This is a genomic window from Paraburkholderia eburnea (genome assembly GCF_002917095.1).
GTDB lineage: Bacteria > Pseudomonadota > Gammaproteobacteria > Burkholderiales > Burkholderiaceae > Paraburkholderia > Paraburkholderia eburnea.
On sequence record NZ_PQGA01000007.1, the window covers coordinates 141,441 to 165,253 of the forward strand.

Genomic DNA, 23,813 nt, shown 5'->3' on the forward strand with positions numbered 1-23,813 from the left:
TCTGGACCACGCGCCGTTACTTGATTTGCGCCGCCGTGTAATAACCGCTGTTGACAAGCAACGGCTGGACAGCGTCCTTGTCAACGAGGACCGGCTTCACCAGGTACGTGGGGACAACCTTCGCGCCATTGTTGTAGCTCTTCGTATCGTTGACCGGAACCGTCTTACCCGTGAGCGCATCGTCCACCATGTCGGCCGTCACGCTCGCGAGCTTGCGCGTATCCTTGAACACAGTCGTTGTCTGGTCGCCGCGGACAATCGCTTTAACGTTTTGAATATCAGCGTCCTGTCCGGTCACGACGGGCATAGGCGACTGCGCGGACCCATAACCGACGCCCTTCAGCGACGAAATCACGCCAATAGCGATGGCGTCGTTCGGCGTCCAGACCGCATCCAGACGGTCCTTGCCATAGAACGCGCTCAAAAGGTTGTCCATGCGGGACTGGGCTGTCGCGCCATCCCAGTTACGTGTCGCAACTTTTTCGAATGCGACCTGCTTGCTACGAATCACGAACTTGCCGCTGTCGAGGTAGGGCTTCAGAACCGACATGCCGCCTGCGTAAATCATGTGCGCGTTGTTGTCATCCGAAGAACCACCAAAGACTTCGATGTTGTACGGAGTCTTGCTTCCCTTCTTCTGCCACTCTTGTACGATGCTTTGCGCCTGGAGCACGCCGACCCCGTAGTTGTCGAACGTTGCGTAGTAGTCCACGTCCTTCGTCTGGCTAATGAGCCGGTCGTACGAAATGACCTTGATGTGCTTCTTCTGGGCGTAGGCCAGAGCATCGGAGAAGGTCTTCCCGTCAATAGGCGCGATGACCAACGCCTTGACGCCCTTCGCGAGCATGTTTTCCACCTGGTTCACTTGCGTCGGAACGTCGTAGTTCGCGTACTGCAAGTCTGCGGTGTAGCCCTTTGCCTTCAACGCATCGACCATGCTCTTTCCGTCGGTGAGCCAACGCGATTCGGTCTTGTCGGGCAGCGAGATGCCAATGACGCCCTTGTCTTCGGCGTGCGCCGCAATCGACAGCGCAGACATCCCCACGGTAAGGCTGACAGCAAAAACAACACGCTTGATGACGTTCATTTTCGTCTCCTGATAAGGACTACATATTTATTTGTAAAGACTGACGACAAGAATTTCGGACCCCGCAAAGCACGGGGTCCATCCATGGTTATTCGATAAAGACTTCCGCGCCGGCCTGCTTCGAGGACGCAAACATCGCCTCGATGACCCGGCTGATGTTGTACGCCTGGGTCGCCGGAACGACCGACTGCATGCCGCTGCGGACAGCGTCGAAGAAGGCATTCGATTCGCGGTCGAAATACACCGGGTTGCCGATTTCGGCGATATCCGGCGAGTACTCCGTTTTTTTCGTTGCCCAGATTTCAGGGAAGCTTGTTTCTTGCCACTCGGTCCAGCCTTCGGGGTAGGCACCCTTGCCAGCGTCGTAAATCTTGTAGCTAGCAGGCAGCGAACGCGACGACATGATGCCCTCGGTACCGTAGGCCGTGATGTCCCAGCTCTCCGTCCACGGCAGCACGTCCCACGACATGAAGTCGATGGTCACTATTTTGTCTTCGTAGTTCAGCACCGCGCCGGCGGCGTCTTCACGCGATTCGTCGCCGTGGAAATTCGGGAACTTCGTGATGCGCGCGTTTACCGACCGCGGCGTTCCGAAATGATGAAGGATGCGGTCTACCAGGTGACAACCGATAACGAACACTGCGCCGCCGATGTCACCAGGCTGCGTCATATGTGCAGTACCCGCCTCGTCATGTGAGCAACCACCATGCGCACGGACCTGCACAACCTGGCCCAGGCGACCACTCTTCAGGGCCGCCTGCATCGCGTCTACCGACGGAGCAAAGCGCCAGCAGTAACCAACCTGCACAATGCCGCCAGTACGCTCGACTGCCTGGACAATGCGCTTTGCGTCTTCCGAACTACGGCCGGCAGGCTTCTCGCACAATACTGCCTTCCCCGCTTCAAGCGCTTCGATGGTCAAGTCAGCCATCTTGTCGCTCTTCGAGTGCACGAGGACCACATGTACGTTCTCGTCCGCCAGAATGTCTTCCTTGCTTCGAACTTCGAGACCCAGCGCATCGACAAAGGGCGTCAGAAGCGGACTCGTGTCCCACGCTCCGAGCATTTTCGCGTCCGTGCGTCGCTGAATCGCCTTGACCCGTCCCGAGGTGTGCGGGTGCGTAATCCCCAGGCATGCGACGCCAATCGTTTCCTGAGAGCCAATCTTTCGTGCCATGGCTTGTCTCCTTTCGCTTGATGGTTATACCTTGACTGCCTTGCCGGTCGTCGCGGATTCGAGTGCGCACTCAGCAAGGCGCAGAGCCTTGAGGCCATCATCGACCGACGTCGGCAGCGGTGCGTTGTCGGTCAGCGCATCGACAAACGCCTGCAGTTCACCCTTATAGGCCTCGACATAACGCTCAAGGAAGAAGTTGAGCAGCGGCTCACGCACATCGGTCGCGTCCTTGCTCCAGCGGCGAATGGTCGAGGGCCGCAGATTTTCCTGCAGCAGCATCCCCTTCGAGCCAGAGACCTCCATACGCTGGTCGTAGCCATAGACGGCCTCACGGCAGCAATTGATGTGGCACTGCTTGCCGGATGCGGTACGCAGCTGGACCATGACCGTGTCGAAGTCACCGAGCTCAGCCAGTGACGTATCAACCAGGCGACTTGCCGTCGCCATCACCTCAACAGGCTCCTCGCCGAGCAGCCAGCGAGCCATATCGAGGTCGTGAATCACCATGTCACGGAAGATGCCGCCTGAGTGCTCCACGTAGTCACGCGGCGGCATACCCGGGTCTCGGCTTGAGATGATGACCTGACGTACTTCACCGACATCGCCTGCATCGATTGCCTTGCGGAATGCCTGCGAGGTCGGGTCGAAGCGGCGATTGAAGGCCAGCATCACTCGACCGCGTTGGCGCTCGACTTCACGTGCGGCTGCCAGCGACTTGTCCATATCGAGGTCGATGGGCTTTTCGCAAAGCACCGCTTTACCACGCGCGACAGCTTCCAGCATGAACGTGATGTGCGTGTCCGTCGGCGTGCCGATAACAACCGCGTCGATATCGCTGCGCTGCAGGACCGCCATGCAGTCAGTTGAAGCCTCGCAGCCGAGTCGCTCAGCGAGTGCATTGGCAGCGGACGCAACCGGGTCAGCAACAACGACAAGCTTGGCGTTCGGAATTGCGGCCGCATTGCCTGCATGGATACGGCCAATACGGCCAGCGCCGAGTACAGCGATTCGAATCATGTGTGTCTCCAGGGGTGTTTAGTTCGAGCGACGCGTTCTTACGCGGTAGCGCCAGCCGTCGTAGAAAACTGCGCGATGGTCGTGTCGTACGCGCGCTTCGCCATCTCATCAAGCGGGAGCTTGCGGAACGGCTCTGAAATCAGTTCAACCCCGTAGTACGGCAGGTCACAACCAGCCTGCTCGAGGGCATCAACGAAGGCACGGCAGTCCGCGACACCCTCGCCGCACAGTTGACGATTGAAGGTCGAGTCGTCCAGCAGCGTGCCCTTGACCTCAGTTGCTACATCGTCAAGTTCCACGCCCTTGATAAAGCGCGCCGGAATACTGGCGACCTCGCTGTAGGGGCTCCCGAAGCGGGCGACATGCCAATGGTCAACCATCAATCCGCCATTCGGCTGGTTCGCACCTTCGGCAATCTTCAGGGCGTCGCCAATGTTCCGGATGACCGAAAACGGCATGAACTCGATTGCGACGGTCGCGCCAACCTTCGCTACGTCTTCACAGAGCTTCCCAAACTCGTCCGTCATGCGCGCAAAATTGGCCGGACTCTCGTCGAATGGGCTGGCCCCAATCTTCAGATTGCGCATGCCGAGTTCTGCACCGAGCTCAATGACACGGCGACGGAAGTGGTCCGACTTGGCGCGCGATTCGCCATCGAGATACCAGTCCATGAGAATTTCCAGCTCGAAGTACTTCATTCCCGTGTCAGCGAGAATCTGCTTTACGCCGGACAGCCCGTACTGCTGCACGTTGTATTCCAGGTCGTCAAGAATCAGACCGACGCCCTTCCAGCCTGCTCGCGATGCAGCTTCCGCGCGTTCGCGCAGCGTAAAGGGGCTGATTTCGGTCGGGGCACCCGGATAAACGTCGCCAGCGAGTGTCCAGTAAGCGGCCAGCAGTTCTTTGCTTTTCGTGCTCATTTCACGGTCCAATAGTTCGGAGTATTCGGTATCGACAACCATGGCGGCGTTAAAGCGCCGCTTGATTACAGAGTGGCTCGCGGAGGCTTCGACGACGGTGCGAGAGTGAAATCCCATGTGACCGACCAGAACGGAGCCTCGAGCCCGACCGTTTGTGCGGCGTCCATGTCATTGACTTGTTTGAAATCGGCAATCAGCTCGCGCTTGACACCAAACACCGCGTCCTCGGGGAGATATGGACAATCAGGGGTAAAGATGTGCGTGATGACTGCGTCATAGCCCGGCGCAGTAACGATGAAATGCAAATGTGCGGCTCGGTTCGGATGACGGCCCATAGCACCGAGGAGCTTCCCGACAGGACCGTCCGCAGGGATGGGATAGTGTCGCGGCTTTACCGACTTGAACGAATAGTAGCCTTCTCCATCCGACGTGAATACACCGCGCAGATTCGAGTCGGGCTGGATTCCCTTCTGCTGAACGTCATAGAACCCATCGTCATTGGTCTGCCAAACTTCGAGCTTCGCATTGGGAATCGGCTTACCGGCGATGTCCGTCACGCGACCGCAAACAACAAGCGGTTCCCCTTTGCCGTCGAGGCAGATATTTGCGCCGTTATCGTATTGCGGCGCATCCGCGACATAGAACGGGCCGAGGATAGTATTCGGAGTTGCACCGTTAGGCCGACGGTGATTGATTGCGTCGACCAGCATCGACACACCGAGGATGTCCGATAGAAGAATGTATTCCTGCCGCCACTCGTTGCACATCTGGCCCGTCTCGGTCAGAAACCGAATTGCGGCGAACCATTCATCGTGCGTCGGCTCAATTTCCTTCACTGCTGCGTGGAGGTGTTTCACGAGCACTGACATCACCTGCTTGAGACGCGGGCTAACTGCGTCACCCATGCGAGCATTCACGACGTCAGCTGAACGCTCCTCTTCGAAGTAAGCGGAAGTTGATTGCGAAGTAGAGGATGTTGCTTGTTGCATAGAGCGCCTCCTTCAATGTTTTTGTGCAGCTTTGAAGGAAGTCTATATTCGCTCTTGCAGATAAAACAGAGCCGGAAAGGGAATCTATTTCGCGCTCTGCGGGAAAGTCACTGAGTGGCGCGGCAATATGCTGCTCTGCTGACGTTACTCAGTCCACAGTCTCTCAAAGTCGTTGCTCCGGAAGCGCTCAATGAGCGCATCGATGAAGAGGCGAACTTTTACAGGCATATGTGAGCGTGTCTGGAACGCGATATTCATCGTAAGGCGCGGCAGGTCCCAGTCATCGAGTACAGGTATCAGCCGACCCGCTTTTATATCGTCGTAGATGATGTATTTTGGCTGAACCAGAATGCCCATACCGTCGAGCGCAGCAACGCGCAAAATCTGGCCATCGTTCGACTCAAGCAAAGGCCTCACCTTGACCGCAACAAATTCGCCGTCTCGATGAAATGCGAGGTCACGGGGGTTGTCAGCGAGCCCATAGTTAAGCAACTTGTGCTTGCCGAGTTCCGCTGGAAAGCGAGGAAAGCCGTTGGAAGCAATATAGCTTGGTGCGGCAGCCAGCACTCGCCTCGTCGAGGCGAGGCGACGTACCGTGATGTTGCTATCCGCTTCAAGAACCTTGGTGCGGACAGCAACATCAATTCCATTCTCAATGATGTCGTAGTAGCGATTCGCAGCAACGACATCGACGGTGATATCCGGATAGCGCGCGTTGAACTCCGGCAGCATGGGCGCTATATGCAACATGCAAAACGAAAGGGATGCAGTTACCCTCAGCAGCCCGCTTGGACGTGCTGTCGCATCCTTCACCACTAGCTCAGCTTCGCCGAGGTCCGCGAGGATAGACTTGCAGCGTCGATGAAATTCAGCCCCTGCTTCTGTGAGGGAAAGATTCCGGGTTGTCCGGCGGACAAGTTGCACGCCGAGCCTGCTTTCAAGCGAGATGAGATAACGACTCGCCGCAGAGATGGAAAGGTCTGCGGCTTCCGCCGCTCGGCTGATGCTGCCGGTCTCAGCTACCTCAACAAACAGCTGCACTTCCTTAAACTGGTCCATCGCCTCATACCATCCAAGTCATTCGCGTGTTGCGCGCTGTGTCTCGCGCGCGAAATGCAACCGCTGGACGGGTGCGTCCTGCCCCTCACGAAGTCAGAGAATACGCTAGCGCACACATCAGCATCGCCACGAAATCACATCAGTAATCTATCAACACCAGGGATATCCCGATGTACTTTGCTGCCCGTCACAATTGCTGCGCGGGTTTGCATCAACCGACGAATTGCCGTGCGCGGCACCGCCAATGTCAGCCCCAGCGTCAATATCGCGACCCATCTGTCGTTCCCTCGAAGTGAAAAGTAGAGCTATCATTTACCTATCTACTCACTATCAATCCGGAGACAGGTCTGTGGCACACCGCTTCCTCATCAAGGAAATTGCCCTGCAAGCAGGGGTTGGCGTCGCCACCGTCGACCGCGTCGTCAACAATCGCGGAACCGTGCGAGAACAAACCCGGCGCCGCGTCGAACAGGCTATCAAGGAACTCGAGAGGCAGGAGCAACTCTCCTCGGTCGTCGGGAGAAAGCTCAATGTCGATGTAGTGGTCGAAGCGCCGAACCGGTTTGCAGATGAAATCAAAGACGCATTGGAGGCAGAAATACCTGGCCTCCAACCCGCAATATTCCGACCGCGATATCTCATGCAAGAGACCATGCGGACAGAGGAAGTCGTCGCTGCGCTTCGCGCAATAGCGAATCGTGGAAGCCACGGCGTATTCCTGAAAGCCCGGGATGTTCCCGAGATTGCAGATGCGATTGGCGAACTGAAGCGCGCAGACATTCCGGTCGTTACCACTTTTACTGACATTCCTCTATCCGGCCGTATCGCGTATACAGGTCTCGATAATCGCGTTGCGGGTGCAACCGCAGCGTATCTGCTCATGCAATGGCTTCGAGACCAACCTGGAAAAATTCTGATTACGATGAGCGACGAGCGCTTCCGGGGCGAGGAAGAGCGTGAAATCAGCTTCCGACGTGCCTTGAGAACAAGGCACCCGCACCTCTCGGTGATTGACGCCAGCGGCGGTCACGGTCTTGATGCGCCAACAGAAAAGCTCGTCACTCAGGCCTTGGCGTCTGAGAAGGACGTCGTCGCGGTTTACTCCATGGGCGGCGGAAATCGAGCTATCTTGAGTGCCTTGGACGGCATCGGTCAAAAGCCGCTGTGCTACATCGGGCATGACCTCGACCGGGACAATATCGGTCTTCTTCGAGACGGAAAAATACACGCCATCCTCTATCACGACTTGAGGCAGGACATGCGAGCAGCCTGTCAGCACGTCATGGCCTTCCATAAAATGCTGCCCGCATCGACGGTCTCACACTGCTCTTCTGTCGTTGTCATTACCCCCGAGAACGTGCCCGAATATGTTGCCGCGCGCTTTCGCGCATGACCCGCGAAAGCAGCGCAGCACCAAGAATTGACGTTAATAGACGAGAGCTCCGTCCCCGAGCCGTTACGTTAGAACTGCGTCGCAACGCCGGCAATCATCCCGAACTGGCTTTTGCCGTAGTTTGGATTCGATGTCGATGCGCTTGCACTCGAGGGGTCGAAATTCGTATTCGCCCCGTAGAGGCCGCTATCAAGACCGATATTTGACGTCGCACTATTACGCACGTAGCCGAGTTCGGTGTAAAGCAGCGTTCGCTTGGACAGCGAGTAGTTCACACCGAGGGTGAACAGCGTTGCGTTGCCATTGCCACGGTTTGCGTTTGCGTGATAGACGGCGCCAGTAATGGCCAGAGCCGGCGTGCTCTGCCAGATTGCCCCAATCCACTCATGATTGACGGCGGTTGGCAGCGATGTGCCCGCAGGAAGCGCCGTCGGCGTTGCACTGCCGAAGTAGCCAGCGTTCGAAGCGTTCGGCGCACTCAGATGTTGATAGCCAATGTAGCCTACGACCGGGCCGAACGCGTAGGTTGCGCCAGTGAGAATCGAGCGCGAGGCCAAATAGACGTTGCTAAATTGACCATCTGCATCTCGAACTTCATCGTATGTGGCTTGCCAAAATAGGCCACCCGTCTGATAGGACAGTTTGATACCATCCGAGCGCCCTTGGGCGCTTCCAAGTCCAGACGATGTGCCAAGTTGGCCCGGTGCACTCCCCGGACTCCCCGCATTCCACTTTGTCGAGTTGGTCAGGTCGTACTGACCTTGAACGATGAATCCACCAATCTTCGGTGACAGGTACTCGACGCCATTGCCGGCTTGGGAGAAGATTCGCCCGCGGACGAGCGTTCCGATGGCATATTTCTTAGTTTGTTGCGGGTCAACGTCGCCAGAGTACTGACTGATTTCCGCCGACCCCATGTTACCCAGCTTAAGCTGTCCCCAGGTATCGTTTTGGACGCCGACCGTCGCCTGTCCTTCGAAGAAGCTACCATTTGCGACGCTGCCATTCTGCGTGTTCAGGCGCGACTCGAGCTGGAAAATAGCTTTGGTACCGCCGCCGATGTCCTCGGCGCCCTTCAAACCGAAGCGCGACTGCGCCCAGCCTCCACTTTGGGCGCCGAACACATGCCCCTTCGGACCACCCGTCTCGTATTGAATTCCGTTGTCAACGATACCGTACAGCGTCACGCTGCTTTGGGCGCTCGCTGAGACTGCTGCGGTAGCCGCCACAATTACACACAAAACCTGCTTCATCTATCTCCGCTCCTGTATTTCATAATTCATTATTTGTTTTGGAGCAGACTCGAAATCAGCCCCGTTTCCGCGAATGTAAGCACAAATCAGGTACGCCTTCAAAATCTACATACCTGTTACATAATACTTCGATAAAATAAGTCATACTAATAATTCGACTTCAGAGACGAACGCCTTTACTGGCCATCTCTCAACTCTTCAGTTTTGACTTAGTTTTCGCAGCGACACGAAGGGGGGGATTGGATGCGGTGACCGAGGACGGCCGCACTGGTGCATTGTGTGTCTCCGTTCGTGCTTATGTAAATTGCCTAGTTCTGGCTCGAGTGTATATTCAGCCGACGAGTCAACATAGAGCGGAACGAGGAATCTATTTCCCGTTTCGCGGGAAAATCTCCGCTGCCTATAGCGCAGTCCGATTGCAAGGTTCACTAGTGAAGAAGCCGATTACCGGAGCTGCCACCCGCGATGGCCGGGCGTTCGGCCTGCGACAATGTTCCGCAGTGTCCTTTGATATCCTGCACACTCGAATGCTGAGCTGACTCTTCCCGATGACAGCGCGTAAGAGCGAAGCGCGGCCACGCACCAAACGTATCAATGAAAATAGCTCACGCGCGAAGACAACCGCGACTGCTACGGCATTTAGTCTCGAGGATTGCTCTTCTCCGCGAAATGGCACATAGCGCGCTCGGTCATGAGCGCCTGTGCATTCCTGCTGACTAGGGAAGAGATTTCGCGCTATGCAAGTATCCAGCCTATGCCGACAGCGAAACAGGGAGGCCCCGTCCGCCGGGCTCTGTCGACAGACTAATAGCGTCTGCACCTCCTGCACCATTGGAAGGCTCGCGAGTCTGTCCGACAGTATCAGACACCGCTTTTAAAGAGCGTCGACGGACGCGGGCCACACATCATGACCGCGTCCAAAATGCTCTCCGCACAAGGTCGAGCGGCAAAACAGCAAGGTCGTTGCAACAATGACTTCTTCGGCGCCGAAGAGGTCGCGACAAACCAAGCACGCCACCATGCTTCTGAGCGCGATTCGTCCGGTCGTTGAGCTTTCGGGGTAGGTCGCACTATCGAAGCGCCCTGAACGTTGGGCGCAAACAGCCATGCACCGGAGCGATGTTGAGCTGTCGAGCAACGAGCTCGTCCACGGTGTGCTCTGTTGCGAGACGACGCGCCTCCCGGATTTTTACCGAAAGAATTTGCCGCCAATCCGCTTGGTCGTCCTCTATCTGCTTTGCTATCGCTGGGTGCGCGCGCTTGGGCTCGAACCACGTGGCCACCATTCCGGTAAGACTTATCTCCAACGCAGCGTGAGCGAGGTCGACGTCCGTATCCTTCCGCTATTGCCAACAGACGCATTGAGAAGCTGCTGTGCCAACTGTGCTAGCCAGCGAAACGACGACGTGAGACCAGTTACGACGTAGTTGTGTGTTGCCCCCAACCCATCGGTCAGCATGACCTCATCGCCGATACGCTTTCCCTGCAGAGGCTTGTAGGGCACCGACGAGGTAGCAAAGAAATTATTCGCTTCGGGCACGTTGCCCAAACCCTCTGGGTCTACGACTGCGGTCCTGAAGCCTCCAAACGTATCTTTGAGTGTGACCGCGCAGCCAGAGGTACACGCAACGAGCGTCGGTCCGACGGAGGTCCAGCGTTACGCTTAAGACGATGTGAAGAACTCTGCGTACGTCTGTCGCAAAGCGCAAATCGCCTCGCCTACGGCATCCGCAGATTCCAGATATCGCTCGGAGTGACCGAGATATAAACGGCGACGCTAAGCTTGTGTAGGCATAACGCCGCCGCATTTCAGAAGACACTGCTGCTCAAGCGCAGATACAGAACTCGCAAGACAGGCAGTGCGCCTTGGAGCGTCACGCTACGCTCCGCAGTCAATGACAAAAACAAACATGGAACAACCCATTACCGTTGCTGAGTTCGAGCGCATCTGCGAAGACCTTCGCAAACGCGGCTTTCTCTTTCAGCGTCGCCCCATTGCCGCGTCCGCCAAGAGAGCTGACAGTACGTCATCGCCGACCAACTCCGGAATCCACTCGAAAGGGGAAATGGCGTCCGGAAATCCAGCAATTGGCTCTGCTTCGTTCAGTGGTTTTCCGAAGGCAGCCTTTATCGTTACAGCGCACGCGCATATCTGCGCAGTCATAGATGCATCCACGCCTTTCGCTGACGCGATTAGGAAAGCACCATATTGAACATTCGCGGTTCTGTCCTGGAGCGCAGTCAGCCAGTCAATGCGGACAAAACATACGATGCACGTGCTATCAGAAACGGCCAATTCAAATCGATAGACGATGTCCGCACCGGGCTGCGGAGGTAGAAGAGTTAGTGCGACCTTGCCATCGCACACGCCAATCAAATCCGCTCGAAGCAGTTCAGTGAAGCGCTTTTCGAAATCGCTACGCTCGAATTGCAGCTTTGCGTCAAGCGCTTGCTTGGCAAACTTAGCGGCATTCGGAACCGACTTAAGCAATCGCCCTTTAAGGCGAGACAGTGGGTCATCATGAGCATCTCGCGCGAAGTCGTTCCAGTCAACGATATCCAGCCGCGTATCGATGTCCTTCGTCAGACAGCGGTAAGCTAACGCTTTGAGTGCCGCGAGTCGTCCTACATTGCTGTCGGCAAACGAAGGGGTTTTAGATAGCACTGCTCGTGCAACCAGCCACCGATTGCCCATCTTGACTTCTTCGTCGAAAAGCGGGCGCTTCATAATCAAATCGTGAAGAACTGCCCCGACTTGGTAGAAGTTGAGTCCCCTCCACAGGCGCGCAGTGGGACCGTCGAGGCGAAAGAGGTATTCCGGTGAACTGTACTGCGCTGTGGCAACGAAAGGTCTCGTGTGCCCGGTATCCGTCAGCGTTGCCTCCTCCCCATCAGCGACTTCGAAGGCTCGAGCAACGCCAAGGTCAAGCAGTTTCAACTGCTTGAAGTCAGGCGATACATGTATGTTTTCAGGCTTGATGTCCCGGTGAACGATATCGCGTGTTTCCAGATATCTCACCGCCGCGACAAGTTGAGAGATGAGCGAATGAACGTGCTCATCCGGGACGTCTGCTAGACACTTGCCCAGTTGCGGCCACGCAATGAACTCCATTTCCGTGAAAGCAGTTCCGTGGCTCTCGGCAATGTCATACATCTGCACGAGTTGAGGGCATTCATGGCCAATCAAGCGCCTTTGGACATCTAAGCGCCTTCGCTCTGCCGGGCCAGAGGGTCCATTCAAGAATTTTGGGTCGAATACCTTGATGGCTCGTGTCTCGCCGCCCATTTCAGCGCTGAAAACAGCAGCGGACCCACCAGCATCGAGATACTTCAGCGCACCGTATCCGCCCTTCGTCTCAAGAAAGGCAATAAGTCGCTGTTGCAAGTCATCAATGACTGCTTGTTCTAGTGCGGGCATGATGCCCCTCTCAGGTTTGCTTTTTATGCCGCTTGCGGCACCGTTGGGTGCTCGGTCTTGTCTAAATTCTAACCTAGGCTGCACATCCGTAAATGGGCGCCAGTGGCTTTTGGTTTTCGCAGTGGCAAGCCTATAGATTCAGCGCAAATCGCAAGAAGCAGCAGACCTAGAATCGAAATTATGCGAAATGAATAATCTAGGCGCACTCTATGCATCACGCTTTTGTTTGCTCCCTTTTACTCATATGGCGAGCCTTACATGATTCGTGAGGTGCCACAGTCGGCGGTTCGCGTATGTCCTTGATGACACAAAGGCCTAGCCGAGTCGCCCGCAAACTCGCATGTCACCTTTCCTCGGATGACGCCAAATATAAAAAGGGTTCAAACATGCTACTGCCCACCGCCCAAGGTGACGGCTACTGCCGCTCTGAGAAGTCGGGCTCAAGCTTCACGGCGCTCCCACGCCGACGCTCAGCCCGGCCGTTCCACGTTCCATAGAGGCAAAAACGCGAAAATCATGTGCGATTTCCAAAGAATTGGCCATCAAGATGGTGAAATGGCGCTGGGTCGGTTAGTTCCGTATACGGTGTGTAATCAATCGCTTGCTGAAAGGCATTTCGTGCGTATACGTAACTAAGCCCTCTCGGTATACGCAACTAATGTAATTTGGCACACTTGCGTCGATTCAGCTTGCGCCGCCGCAAGTCGCTTCCTAGAGTGGTTAGGGAACCATGCGGGCGCAGTTCTGCTTCGAAACCCAGGGAATCCTTCCATGACCGATCTGGTGGACCGCGCGCGCGGCGCGCTGATGGCGCAGCCGTTCAGCATGCTGCTGGGCACCGAGTTGATGCACGTCGGCCCCGACGAGCTGACACTGCGCCTGCTGGTACGCGATGACCTCAAGCAGCAGCACGGCTTCGTGCACGGCGGCGTCATCTCCTATCTCGCCGACAATGCGCTGACTTTCGCGGGCGCGCTGGCGCTCGGGCCGCGCGTCGTCACGGGCGAATACAAGATCAACTATCTGCGGCCGGCGCTCTCGGGCACGCTGATGGCGCGGGCGCGCGTCGTCCACGCGGGGCGTCAGCAGGCGACCTGCCAGTGCAGCGTGTTCGTGATGGAAGACGGCGGCGAGCGGCTGGTCGCGCTTGCGCAGGGAACCGTCAGCAGAATGGGCGACGCGAACGGCGAGACCGTGCATTCGCCCGTGTGAGCGCTTTTCACGTTGGCTTTGCACGTTAAATGGAAAACGCCCGCGGATTCACGGTCCGCGGGCGTTTGTTCGTGGGCCTGAAACAGCGGCTTATTCCGCCTGGCGCGTCTTCTGCGTCTGCACGCCCAGGCCTTCGATGCCCAGGCGCACGGTCTGCCCGGCCTTCAGGTACACGGGATTCGGCTTCACGCCCATGCCCACGCCCGGCGGCGTGCCGGTGGAAATCACGTCGCCCGGCTGCAGGCTCATGCACTGCGAAACGTACGACACCAGCTTCGCGACCGTGAAGATCATCGTGCGGGTGTTGCCGTTCTGGTAGCGATGGCCGTCCACTTCGAGCCACAGCGACAGATTCTGCGGATCGGGCACCTCGTCGCGCGTGACGAGCCACGGGCCGGTCGGGCCAAAGGTGTCGAAGCCCTTGCCCTTGTCCCACTGGCCGCCGCGCTCGATCTGCCAGGCGCGCTCGGACACGTCATTGATGATGCAGTAGCCCGCCACGTGATCGAGCGCCTCGGCTTCGCTCACGTTCTTCGTGTGCTTGCCGATCACCACGCCCAGTTCCACTTCCCAGTCGGTCTTGGTCGAGCCACGCGGGATTTCGATGTCGTCGTTCGGGCCGACGATGGCGCTCGTCCATTTGTTGAAGACAACCGGCTCGGCGGGAATCGGCATGTTGGATTCGGCGGCGTGATCGGCATAGTTCAGGCCAATGCACACCATCTTGCCGATATGGCCCACGCAGGCGCCGATGCGCGGATCGCCTTCGACGAGCGGCAGCGTTTCCGGGTCGATCGTGCGCAGTTGCGCGAGGCCCGCGTCGGAGAGCACATCGCCCGCGATATCGGCGACATTGCCCGAGAGCGCGCGGATACGGCCTTCGGCATCGACCAGGCCCGGCTTTTCGTGGCCCTTCGGGCCGTAACGAAGCAATTTCATCGTCTACTTTCCTCTCAACAGTCTTTCTCTACAGTGTTTCCTGGAGGCAGCGGATCAGTTGGACCAGCCGCCGTCGATCACATGCGTCTGGCCGGTCGTAAATGCCGATTCGTCCGACGCGAGATAAAGCGCCAGCGCGGCGATTTCCTCGGTTTTGCCTACGCGCCCCATCGGCTGACGCGCGACGAAGGCGGCGCGTGCGGCTTCCACGCTCGTGCCCTGCGCGGCCGCCTGCGCGACGATGCGCTCCTCCAGCGAGGGCGACGCCACGGTGCCCGGACAGATCGCGTTGCAGCGGATGCCGCGCGTGATGAAATCGGCGGCCACGGCCTTGGTCAACCCTATCACAGCCGCCTTGGACGCGCCGTAGACGAAGCGGTTGGGCACGCCCTTCACGCTCGACGCCGCCGACGACATATTGATGATCGAGCCGCCGCCCGCCTCCAGCATCGCGGGCAGGAAAGCGCGGATGGTGCGGTACATGGCCTTGGCGTTGAGATCGAAGGCGAAGTCCCAGTCGGCCTCGGTCGCCTCCAGAATCGAGCCCGCGTGCACGAAGCCCGCGCAGTTGAACAGCACGTCGATGGCGCCCAGTTCCTGCGCGAACGCCGCGATGGACGCGCTGTCGCGCACGTCGAGCGTGCGCGCTTCGACGGGCAGCTTCGCGAGCGCGTCGATGCGAACGTCGGTCGCGATCACGCGCGCGCCCTGGCGTGCGAACAGTTCGGCGGCAGCGTAGCCGATCCCCTGACCCGCCGCGGTAATCAAGGCCGTCTTGCCGGCCAGTCTTTGTCCCCTTTGTTCCATCTGCGACTCCCGTAGATACGGTGATTGATGCCGTTTTCGGTGATGATCCGGTGATGATTCGATACAGGCCAGCGAACGGCCATTATGGCGAGCCGCGTTGCGGCGCGGGCGTTTCGGCGGGGTTGTCTAACCGGCTGGATACGGCTGGACGATTACGCAACTGCAGCCGATAAAACGCCGCCGCGTTGCCGCCAAGGATCGCCGCACGCTCCTGCGCGTTCAGGTGCGCGAACAGGCGTTGCGCGCTCGCGTGCCAGCGCCCGTAATCGCCGTTGAGATTGAGCACGGGCCAGTCGCTGCCCCACATCAGACGATGCGCGCCAAAGCTCGCCAGCAGATGCGCGATATACGGACGCAACGTGCCGTCGTCCCAGCCGGGCCCGGCTTCGGTCGCAAGCCCCGAGACCTTGCAGTGCGCCTGCCCGAAGCGCGCAATCCGCGTGATGGCGCGCGCCCACGTTTCAAAACCCGGTGCGCCCGCTCGAATCGGCGGCTTTGCGCCGTGATCGATCACCACGCGCAGCGCCGGATAGCGCGTCATAAAGGTTTCGAGCGCGGGGGCGTGACGCGTAAAAATCAGCGCGTCGAAAGCGAGGTCATGCGCGATCAGCGCCTCTACGCCGCGTGCGATATCGGCCTTCGCGATCCAGTCGTCGTCGGCCAGGTCCTGCAGCATCGGACGCACGGCGCGCAGCTTCGGTTCGCGCGCGAGTTCGGCGATGATTTCCGGCGCACGCGGGTCATCCAGCGGCACCCAGCCCACCACGCCCGCGATCGAATCGTCCTGCCGCGCGAGGTCGAGCAGATAGCGTGTTTCTTCGAGCGTCGGCGCGGCCTGCACGAGCACCGTGCGCGCCACGCCGCACGAGGCGCGCAGCGGCGCGAGATCGGCGGGCGCGAAGCGTCGATAAAGTGCGGTGAGTTCAGGCGTGAGCCAGCCGTAATCGCCGCGCGCGGGGTCCCAGTAATGCTGATGCGCGTCGATCATCGCGCGGCGCTTCCAATGCCTGGCAGCGGCGCACGCGCGTCGATAAGCCCTTCATCGCGCAACGCCAGCCAGAATTCGCGCGGCAAAGGCGTGTCGAACGAATCGGCGTTTTCGCGCAACTCCGTCGCACTGCGCGCGCCGGTGAGCACCGTCGCCACCGCCGGATGCGCGTAGGGAAATTGCAGCGCCGCCGCCGCAAGCGGCACGTTGAAGCGCTTGCACAATGCGTCGAGCTGCGCCACGCGCGCCACGACTTGCGGCGGCGCTTCGCCGTAATTGAACTTGCGCTCGCCCGCCAGCCCGCGCGCGAGAATGCCCGAATTGAACGCGCCGCCCAGCAGAATGCTCACACCGCGTTCGACGCAGGCGGGCAGCAGATCGTCGAGCGGCGCCTGTTCGAGCAGCGTGTAGCGGCCCGCGAGCAGCGCGCAATCGATATCGAACTCGCGCATCGCATCGAGTATCGCTTCACGCTCGTTCACGCCAAAGCCGATCGCCTTCACCGCGCCCGCCGCGCGCAACTCGTCGAGCGCGCGAAAACCGCCGCCTTCGGTCAGTTGCCGCCAGTAGTGCGCGTTGCGCTCGCCGTGCGTCAGCGTGCCGATGTCGTGCACCAGCAGCATGTCGATATCGACCAGTCCCAGGCGCTGCTGGCTGTCCTCATACGAGCGCAGAATGCCGTCGCGCGTGTAGTCGTAGATCGCCTCGAACGGCAGCGGGTTCTGCCAGCCTTCGCTGCCGTCGTAAGCATGCGTGCGCGGCACGAAGCGGCGGCCCACCTTGGTCGACAGCACGTATTCATCACGCGGATAGCGCCGCAACGCCGCGCCCAGCCGATGCTCGGCCTTGGTGTGGCCGTAGTGCGGCGCGGTGTCGAAATAGCGCACGCCGGCGGCCCAGGCGGCATCGACACTCGCTTGCGCTTCCTCGTCGCTGAGATCGCGATAGAGGCCGCCCAGCGGCGCCGTGCCGAAACTCAATGCGCTCACCTGCAGCGATGTGCGCCCAATCGCGCGTCGTTCTGCCACCTTGCTCGCCATGCGGGAAGTCTCCACTCAATGCGAGGCAACAACGGGAATCTGCACGCGCGCGCTGGCTGGCAGACAGGCGGGGCCGACCGGCTCGAAGCTCTTGTACGTGAGGATGAATTCCTGATGCCCGAGCGCTTCGGACTTCGAGCGCGCGCCGCGCGCAACCTCCAGCGTGACGTCGAACACCTCGCGGCCCACCTCTTCGAGCGTCGCGCGGCCTTCGAGAATGCGTCCCGCGTCCACATCCATGTCGCCCGCGAGATTGCGATAAGTCAGCGGGTTCGCACACACCTTGATAACGGGCGAGAGCGCCGAACCCACCACCGAACCACGCCCCGTCGTAAAGAGAATCACATGCGCGCCGCACGCGATCAGTTCGGCGATTTCGGCGTTATCGCTAATATTGGGGAATCCGAAACGGGGTTCGCCGTCGGGCACCACATCGAGCAGATAAAGACCGCCGGTTGGCGGCACGTCGCCCGGCTTGACGATGCCGACAATCGGCGACGCGCCGCTCTTCGCATACGCGCCCAGCGACTTTTCTTCCTGCGTGGTGAGACCGCCATCGGCATTGCCCACCGCGAACGAGCCATGGCCCAGGATCGAATAGTAGCGCGCGGCTTTCGCCACGCACGCGACGATTTCCTCGCCCAGTTCGGGGCGCGCCGCACGGCTTTTCATGTGGTATTCGCAGCCCACCAGTTCGCCCGTCTCCTCGAACAGACATGCCGCGCCCGCCTCGATGAACCGGTCGAACGCGCGCCCCACGGCGGGATTCGCCGTGATGCCGCTGGTGCCGTCCGAGCCGCCGCAGATGGTGCCGACCACCAGTTCGTCCAGCCGCATCGGCACTTTCTTCTGCAGCGCGAGCTGCGCGCGCGCCTCGCGCACCCAGTCCATGCCGTGCTGGATCGTGCTGCGCGTGCCGCCCTTTTCCTGGATCGTCAGCACCTCCACGGGCCGGCCGCTCGCGCGCACCTGCTCCACCAGATAGTGCTTGTTCATGCTCTCGCAGCCAAGCGATACGAACAGCACCGCGCCCACGTTCGGATGCGTGGTAAGGCGCGTCATCATCTTTTCCGCGTAACTATTCGGGTAGCAGCCCGGAAAGCCGATCAGATGCACGCTCGCTTCGCGTGGCGCAGCGGGATCGTCGAACGCATCGAAGGGTTCGCGGAACTGCGCGACAATTTCGCGCGCCACGTGATGCGCGCACTCGACCAGGTAGGCCACCGCCACCACGTTGCGGATGCCCTTGCGGCCATCGCCGCGCGGCCAGCCTTCGAGCATCGGCGTGGACGCTTCGGACGGGTTGAAATGCGTTTCGCTCATGGGGTCATTCCTGCGGTCGTTCCTGCGTATGCGCTAGCCGTGCGAGATGAACTCGTGGCCCGCATCGTGCGTATAGGTCGGCAAATAATCGCTTTCGAGGTTGTGCGTGTGCAGATGCTCGCCGCGCGCGACGTCCATCGTCACATGGCCGATGCGCGCGCCGTAACGCAGCACCTTCTCGTCCCTTGCGAGCGCGCGCCGTGCAATCTTGTGGCCCAGATCGATGGTCTTTGCGAGCGTCACGCGTTCGCCCTCGATGTCGAGCGTCTCGCCCGCGGGAAGACGCGCCGCCGCGATCAGGCAGTTATCGTCGGGCGCGAGCAGGATGAGGCGCGCATCGGTGCCGGTGTTGCTGACGCGATCGTTCAAGGCTGGCCTCCGCGCTTCAGTTCTGGGCTTCGCCGCCCGCCAGGCGCGCCACCATCAGCGAGCCGAGGATGATCGCGCCGTAAATCGCCTGCACCCAGAACGACGGCACCTGGGCGAGCGTCAGCAGGTTCTGCACCACGCCCAGCAGCAGCACGCCCAGCAGCGCGCCGAACATCGTGCCCTTGCCGCCGTCCAGCGAAATGCCGCCGATCACCGCCGCCGCGAACACCGTGAAGATCATGCCGTTGCCCTGGTTCGCGTTGATCGCGCCCACGTAGCCCGTCACGATCAGGCCGCCCAGCGCCGCCAGAATGCTGCCGAGCACGAACACGCCCCACGTGATGCGCTCGACGCGAATCCCCGCCGCGCGCGCGGCGTCGGGATTGCCGCCAATCGCATAGAGCGCGCGGCCGATGCGGTGATAGCGCAGCATGAAGGCCGCGAACGCAAACGCCGCCGCCGCCAGCCACACCGAAAGCGGCAAGCCCAGCACGATCGTCGTGGCCAGCGCGAAGAACGACGGCGGCATGTCGAACAGCGTGCCGCCCTTGGTGGCGCCGACCAGCATCCCGCGCAGCACGATCAGCATGGCCAGCGTGACGATGAAGGCGTTCAGGCGCAGCCGCACGACCAGAAAGCCGTTGACGAAGCCGATCAGCGCGCCCACGACGACAATCATCAGGAGTCCGGCAAATGCGGGCCATTGCGTGCCGAAGCCCGCCGACGCCGCCGGCATCACCAGCATCGCCCCCACGGCGGGCGCGATGCCCACCGTCGATTCGAGCGAGAGATCGAACTTGCCGGTCAGCACGATCAGCGATTCGGCCAGCACGACGAGCGCGAGCGCCGCCGAAGCGCCCAGCACGCTGATCAGGTTCGCCTTCGTGAGGAAGCTCGGGCTCACGAAACCGCCGATCGCGATCAGCAGCACGAGCGCGGGCAACAGGGCGAGATCGCGCAGGCGCGCGAATTCGATGCGCGGCTTCGCGCGGCGGCTGCCCAGTTGGGCCGCATCCGCTGGCGTGGCCGCGAAGGCGGACGTTGGAACACTAGGCTTCATGTAGATCGACTCCTTCAACCGATGCAATCAGTTCGTGGTCCTGCCAGCCCGCCGCGAATTCCGCCACCACGTTGCCGCGAAACATCACGAGCACGCGGTCGCAGGTGCGCAGATCGTCGAGTTCGCTCGACACCACGAGCACGGCCTTGCCTTCGTCGCGCACGCGGTCCACGACCGAGAGCAGCGCTTCCTTCGATTTCACGTCCACGCCCGCCGTGGGATCGATCAGCACCAGCACCTCGGGCTGGCTCGCGAGCGCGCGCGCCATCACCACCTTCTGCTGATTGCCGCCCGACAGCCCCGACACCACATGGTCCGGCCCCTGCGCGACGATGCCGAGCGTTTCGATCATGCGTCGGCCCACCAGCCGCTTCTTTGCGGGCGGCGCGAAACCCAGACGCCCCAGCAGGCCCGCGATCGTCATCGAGGCGTTTTCGGCGATCGATTGCGTCAGCACGAGCCCTTCGTGATGACGGTCCTTCGGCACGCAGCCGACGCCATGCGCGAGCGCGTCGGGCACGTCGCCGGGCTTGAGCGCCGCACCGTTCACGCGGATCTCGCCCGCCGCCTGCGCCGCGAGGCCCGCGACGGCCTCGCCCACGCTCGTGCGCCCGCTGCTGGTCGCGCCCGTGAGGCCCACCACTTCGCCGCGCCGCACCTGGAACGAAACCCCGCTGTAATCCGCCCCATCGATACCGCGCACCTCCAGCGCGATGCGCGCGTCGGCAGGCAAGGCCGGGCGCGCCGCGGCATCGGCGACGTTGAGGCCGCCGCGCTCGCCCGTCATCGCCTCGATCAGGCGTTCGCGCGGCAGTTCGGCCACGCTCGCGCTGACGATGTGGCGCGCGTCGCGCAGCACCGTCACCGCCTGGCAAATCTCGTACACCTCCTGCAAATGGTGCGAGATGAACAGAAAGGTCACGCCCTCGCGCTGCAATTCGTCGATACGGCGAAAGAGCCGCTTGATCTCTTCGCCATCGAGTTGCGCCGTGGGTTCGTCGAGAATGATGAAACGCGCGCCGTACGACAGCGCCCGCGCGATTTCCACGAGCTGGCGCGCTTCCACCGTGAGATCGCCGGCGCGCGTATCCTCGCGCACGTCGATGCGCCAGTGATCGAGCAGCGCGCGCGCATCGCGGCGCATGGTCGTCCAGTCGATTACACCGTGCTTTGTGGGCTGCCGATTGATGAAGAGATTTTCGGCGACCGTGAGATCGCGGATGATCGTCGAGTGCTGATAGACGCAGGCCACGCGCTCGCGCCACGCATCGCGGTCGGCAATCGAGGGCGCGGCTTCGCCGTTGAAGCGCACCGTGCCTTCGTCGGGCTTGCGCAGGCCGGTGAGGATCGACACGAGCGTCGATTTGCCCGCGCCGTTGCGCCCCACGAGCGCGTGCGATTCGCCCGGCATCACGCGCAGGCTCACGTTCGAGAGCGCCGCCGTGGAGCCGAAGCGCCGCGTCACGCCGCTCGCTTCCACCACGGGCGGCAGCGCCATCGCCGCTCGCTCGCGCGACATCGCGAGCGGCGTGGCACCGGCCCGATCCATGCTTCGATCGTGCATCTGATCGCTCATTTGACCGTGTTACCCCACAGGTTCTTGTCGTCGACGTTCTGCTTCGTCACGAGCGGCGCCGGCAACTGGTCTTCGAGCACGCCGGGCTGCAACTGGACGATGTTGCTGTCGTGATCGGTCTTGCCCGGCTTGAAGGTTTTGCCCTCCAATGCAGCCTTGACGTAATAGAGGCCGTATTTGGCGTAGAGATCGGCGGGCTGCGAAATCGTGGCGTCGATCTCGCCCTTGCGGATGGCGTCGTATTCCTGCGGAATGCCGTCATTCGAAACGATCACGATATGCTTCGCGTCGCCCGCGGGAAACAGCAGTTGCTTGCGGCGCAGCGTCTGCAGCGTGGGCGAGAGATAGACGCCGCCCGCCTGCATGTAGATCGCCTTCAGATCGGGATTCGCGGTGAGCAGACTGTCCAGCGCGCTCGCGGCCACATCGCCCTTCCAGCCCGCCGGAATCTCCAGCAGCGAAAGATTCGGGTAGCGCTTCAGGCAGGCGCGAAACGCCTCCGAGCGGTCGCGCCCGTTCACGGACGCCAGATCGCCCATGATCTGCACGACCTTGCCCGACTTCACGTGCTCGCCGATGTACTGGCAGGCCTTCTCGCCGTATGCGTGATTGTCGGCGCGCACCACCATCGCCACGGTTCCCTGCGTGGGCGCGACGTCGACGGCCACCACCTTGACGTTCTTCTGCGCCGCGTTATCCAGCGCGCGGCTGATGGCGGCCGAATCGATCGGCCCCACCACGATGCCCTTCGCGCCCAGATTGATCATGTTGTTCATGTCCGTGATCTGCTGCGCGGGGTCGTTGTTCGAGTTCACGGGCGCGAGGATGTCGATGCCCATCTGTTTCGCGTAGACGCTCAGGTAGTTGTTGTACGACTGCCAGAACGGCGAGGTCAGCAGCGGCAGGCCGAGGCCGACCTTGCCCAGGTCGGCCGCGCGGGACGCAGCGGGTGCGGCGAGCGTCGCGACGCAGGCCGCGACGGCGCACAGCGTCTTCGCGAATACGCGCGCCTGGCGCGAGGGAATGGAGCGGCGGGCTTCTTGGTGCCCGGATGCAAACGCCATGACTGTCTCCTGTCGACGTTGATTTCGTCGGTTCTTTCGTTGTGGAACCATCCGTGTGCGCCGCGCCCGCGTAATCAAGCAAAGCGCGCCTGCGACGCTGCAACTGCTCTTTCCCTCTAAGACGACACTGGCGTATGTTCACCAGTGAACCTATTATTCATATACGCACGACACAAGGTCAAGGAATGTGCGCTGCAGCAACCGTGAGTGATTTCCCTGGGGCCGTCGGGGTCTTTGCGGCGAGGGGCACAATGCGCGGCGCGCTCACCTGGAAGAACAGAATGAAAACGAAGAAAGCGCCGGCACCCGACGCCAGGGACGAGAAGGACGAAAAAGACGATGCGGACCGCTACCGCGCGCCCGCGCTCGACAAGGGGCTGGACATCCTGGAACTGCTCGCCGAGCAGCGCGGCGGCCTCACGCGCGCCGAGATCACCAAGGCGCTCGGGCGCAACGCGAGCGAGATCTACCGGATGCTGGAGCGGCTCGTGGCGCGCCAGTACGTGATGCGTTCGGAAGCCGGCGACCGTTACGCGCTGAGCCTGAAGCTCTTCGCGCTCGCGCACCGCCATCCGCCGATGGAGCGCCTGATCGCCGAGGCGCTGCCGCTCATGCAGCGCTTCGCCAACGACGCCGAGCAATCCTGCCATCTGGCCGTCTACGACCGCGGCAATCTGCTCGTGATCGCCCAGGTGGACGGGCCGGGTACGTGGGGCATCGCCGTGCGGCTCGGTTCGCGTGTGGGTCTCGTGGATACGAGTTCGGGCCGCACGATCCTCGCGTATCAGAGCCGCGAGCAGCGCGCGCAGATGCTTGCGGAACACACGAAAGTGAAGGGGGAAGTCACCATCGACCATGCCGCGCTGGAGAGCGCCTGCGAGCACATCCAGGCGACGGGATTTTCGCGCAAGGACAGTCAGCAGATCTTCGGCGTGACCGACTTGACGTTCCCGGTGCTCGGCCCGTCCGGGCAGGCGATCGCGGCGCTGACCTGCCCGTTTCTCAAGCGCATCGACGATTACGTCGCGCCGTCGCTCGACGAGGCAACGCACATGCTTGGGCAAACCGTGCAGGCGCTGTCGATGTTTCGCGAGGCAGAGGCGTAGCCGATCACCGGTCCCG

General features: G+C 60.7%; 20 protein-coding genes. 3 read left to right on the forward strand and 17 right to left on the reverse strand.

Going from position 1 to position 23,813, the window contains the following annotated elements; translation table 11 throughout:
- Positions 1 to 16 precede the first annotated feature (16 nt).
- The 6 genes from chvE to B0G62_RS15435 form a co-directional block, all read right to left on the reverse strand.
- Positions 17 to 1,087, reverse strand: a complete 1,071-nt coding sequence (chvE, locus tag B0G62_RS15410; protein ID WP_103705070.1) for a multiple monosaccharide ABC transporter substrate-binding protein — start codon at positions 1,085 to 1,087, stop codon at positions 17 to 19.
- Between the two features lie 88 nt (positions 1,088 to 1,175).
- A complete protein-coding gene (locus tag B0G62_RS15415) occupies positions 1,176 to 2,264 on the reverse strand; it encodes a Gfo/Idh/MocA family protein (RefSeq protein ID WP_103705071.1) in 1,089 nt (362 codons plus the stop codon).
- A 24-nt stretch (positions 2,265 to 2,288) separates the two neighbouring features.
- Positions 2,289 to 3,281, reverse strand: coding sequence for an inositol 2-dehydrogenase (gene iolG, locus B0G62_RS15420; protein ID WP_103705072.1), 993 nt, complete (start codon positions 3,279 to 3,281; stop codon positions 2,289 to 2,291).
- Positions 3,282 to 3,319: 38 nt separating this feature from the next.
- Complete coding sequence (locus B0G62_RS15425) at positions 3,320 to 4,201, reverse strand: sugar phosphate isomerase/epimerase family protein (RefSeq protein ID WP_103705202.1); 882 nt, start codon at positions 4,199 to 4,201, stop codon at positions 3,320 to 3,322.
- A 65-nt stretch (positions 4,202 to 4,266) separates the two neighbouring features.
- Entirely contained in the window at positions 4,267 to 5,190 is a 924-nt protein-coding gene (locus B0G62_RS15430) for an intradiol ring-cleavage dioxygenase (RefSeq protein ID WP_103705073.1), read from the reverse strand.
- 144 nt (positions 5,191 to 5,334) lie between these two features.
- On the reverse strand, positions 5,335 to 6,249 hold the full coding sequence (locus B0G62_RS15435; protein WP_103705074.1) for a LysR family transcriptional regulator: 915 nt from the start codon (positions 6,247 to 6,249) through the stop codon (positions 5,335 to 5,337).
- 349 nt (positions 6,250 to 6,598) lie between these two features.
- Here B0G62_RS15435 and B0G62_RS15440 point away from each other — a divergent pair, with 349 nt between their 5' ends.
- The gene (locus tag B0G62_RS15440; RefSeq protein ID WP_103705075.1) at positions 6,599 to 7,642 is read left to right on the forward strand and encodes a LacI family DNA-binding transcriptional regulator; all 1,044 of its coding nucleotides are present in this window, start codon (positions 6,599 to 6,601) and stop codon (positions 7,640 to 7,642) included.
- Between the two features lie 68 nt (positions 7,643 to 7,710).
- Here B0G62_RS15440 and B0G62_RS15445 read toward each other — a convergent pair whose 3' ends face one another.
- The gene (locus B0G62_RS15445; protein ID WP_103705076.1) at positions 7,711 to 8,895 is read right to left on the reverse strand and encodes a porin; all 1,185 of its coding nucleotides are present in this window, start codon (positions 8,893 to 8,895) and stop codon (positions 7,711 to 7,713) included.
- A gap of 1,981 nt (positions 8,896 to 10,876) precedes the next feature.
- Entirely contained in the window at positions 10,877 to 12,313 is a 1,437-nt protein-coding gene (locus B0G62_RS15455) for a protein kinase domain-containing protein (RefSeq protein ID WP_103705078.1), read from the reverse strand.
- A 771-nt stretch (positions 12,314 to 13,084) separates the two neighbouring features.
- Here B0G62_RS15455 and B0G62_RS15460 point away from each other — a divergent pair.
- Positions 13,085 to 13,525, forward strand: coding sequence for a PaaI family thioesterase (locus B0G62_RS15460; protein ID WP_103705079.1), 441 nt, complete (start codon positions 13,085 to 13,087; stop codon positions 13,523 to 13,525).
- Between the two features lie 90 nt (positions 13,526 to 13,615).
- On the opposite strand, the gene B0G62_RS15465 is transcribed toward B0G62_RS15460, so the two are convergent.
- The 9 genes from B0G62_RS15465 to B0G62_RS15505 form a co-directional block, all read right to left on the reverse strand.
- Positions 13,616 to 14,464 carry an ureidoglycolate lyase gene (locus tag B0G62_RS15465; protein WP_103705080.1) on the reverse strand — a complete coding sequence of 283 codons (849 nt, stop codon included), beginning with the start codon at positions 14,462 to 14,464 and terminating at the stop codon, positions 13,616 to 13,618.
- A gap of 54 nt (positions 14,465 to 14,518) precedes the next feature.
- Positions 14,519 to 15,271, reverse strand: coding sequence for an SDR family oxidoreductase (locus B0G62_RS15470; RefSeq protein WP_103705081.1), 753 nt, complete (start codon positions 15,269 to 15,271; stop codon positions 14,519 to 14,521).
- 82 nt (positions 15,272 to 15,353) lie between these two features.
- Positions 15,354 to 16,259, reverse strand: coding sequence for an amidohydrolase family protein (locus tag B0G62_RS15475; RefSeq protein WP_103705082.1), 906 nt, complete (start codon positions 16,257 to 16,259; stop codon positions 15,354 to 15,356).
- Positions 16,256 to 17,299, reverse strand: a complete 1,044-nt coding sequence (locus tag B0G62_RS15480) for an aldo/keto reductase (protein WP_103705083.1) — start codon at positions 17,297 to 17,299, stop codon at positions 16,256 to 16,258. Before B0G62_RS15480 ends, B0G62_RS15475 begins: the two co-directional genes overlap by 4 nt.
- Before the next feature lie 15 nt (positions 17,300 to 17,314).
- A complete protein-coding gene (locus B0G62_RS15485) occupies positions 17,315 to 18,622 on the reverse strand; it encodes a UxaA family hydrolase (RefSeq protein WP_103705084.1) in 1,308 nt (435 codons plus the stop codon).
- A gap of 33 nt (positions 18,623 to 18,655) precedes the next feature.
- Positions 18,656 to 18,991 (reverse strand): UxaA family hydrolase, encoded by a 336-nt coding sequence (locus B0G62_RS15490; protein ID WP_103705085.1) that lies wholly within the window; start codon positions 18,989 to 18,991, stop codon positions 18,656 to 18,658.
- Positions 18,992 to 19,007: 16 nt separating this feature from the next.
- Positions 19,008 to 20,051 (reverse strand): ABC transporter permease, encoded by a 1,044-nt coding sequence (locus B0G62_RS15495; RefSeq protein ID WP_103705086.1) that lies wholly within the window; start codon positions 20,049 to 20,051, stop codon positions 19,008 to 19,010.
- Positions 20,041 to 21,570 (reverse strand): sugar ABC transporter ATP-binding protein, encoded by a 1,530-nt coding sequence (locus tag B0G62_RS15500; RefSeq protein WP_103705203.1) that lies wholly within the window; start codon positions 21,568 to 21,570, stop codon positions 20,041 to 20,043. The genes B0G62_RS15495 and B0G62_RS15500 overlap by 11 nt, the downstream gene beginning before the upstream one ends.
- Positions 21,571 to 21,623: 53 nt before the next feature.
- On the reverse strand, positions 21,624 to 22,691 hold the full coding sequence (locus tag B0G62_RS15505) for a sugar ABC transporter substrate-binding protein (protein ID WP_103705087.1): 1,068 nt from the start codon (positions 22,689 to 22,691) through the stop codon (positions 21,624 to 21,626).
- A gap of 281 nt (positions 22,692 to 22,972) precedes the next feature.
- Here B0G62_RS15505 and B0G62_RS15510 point away from each other — a divergent pair, with 281 nt between their 5' ends.
- Positions 22,973 to 23,797 carry an IclR family transcriptional regulator gene (locus B0G62_RS15510; RefSeq protein ID WP_103705088.1) on the forward strand — a complete coding sequence of 275 codons (825 nt, stop codon included), beginning with the start codon at positions 22,973 to 22,975 and terminating at the stop codon, positions 23,795 to 23,797.
- The last annotated feature ends 16 nt before the right edge of the window (positions 23,798 to 23,813 follow it).